Origin of the sequence: Vibrio sp. 10N.222.48.A3, from assembly GCF_041475345.1 — a bacterium.
GTDB lineage: Bacteria > Pseudomonadota > Gammaproteobacteria > Enterobacterales > Vibrionaceae > Vibrio > Vibrio tasmaniensis_A.
The window spans coordinates 3653-4370 of record NZ_JBFRVX010001279.1; the positions used below are offsets into that span (position 1 = coordinate 3653).

Annotated in this window: 1 protein-coding gene; it reads left to right on the top strand. The window is 45.3% G+C overall.

Annotated features, from left to right (window positions below; genetic code table 11):
• Window positions 1-143 precede the first annotated feature (143 nt).
• Window positions 144-718: SDR family oxidoreductase (locus AB4653_RS25680; protein ID WP_372105638.1), on the top strand; the 575-nt coding region annotated here is incomplete at its 3' end.

The following is a 718-nucleotide window of genomic DNA, read 5'->3' on the forward strand; positions in this document are numbered from 1 at the left end:
CTTGAAGTTACTGCAAAATGTGACCTGCCACAAAGTTCATAAAAAGTTATCAATGGGTACACCTTAGTTTGAGCCAATTCACACCCGCTGTATGAAATTTAACCCATCCTTATCCAACATGGACGATTTGCTTAGGTACTGGGATGGAAATAAAAAGCTCAATTATATTGGTAACATCTGCCGGCTCGCGATTGGGAGGAACGATTGCGAATCACTTTGTTAACCTTGGAGCCACTGTCATCCTTTGTGATAAAGACGCAAAAGCACTTCAGGCGACTTATTTACAATGTGCCCGCTTCTCCGACTCTGTTTACCATTACACGCTCGAAGGGAATGACAGCCAAGCTATCCTCAGCGTGTATGATTTTATTCAAACCACCTTCAACACGACGCCCGATGTTCTGGTCAACAATTGGATAAGTTCCCCAATGCCTAGTCTAATTGGCGATCAGCCTGTCAGTAGCTTTATCAATGATCTGTCTGCTATGGCATCGACCCTTTTCGCATTTGGGCAAATCAGTGCAGAGAGATTACGAGAGCAAGACAAAGAAGGCGTGATTGTGAATGTAATATCTCACGATGACTTTCATGATGTGTCAGGCTTAGAGAGCGCAAACTCCATGATTACCGGCTTTACCCATAGCTGGGCGAAAGAGCTGACGCCATTTGGTATTCGAGTCGGCGGTGTTGTCCCTGCTGTTCATAACTCCGAAGGCGG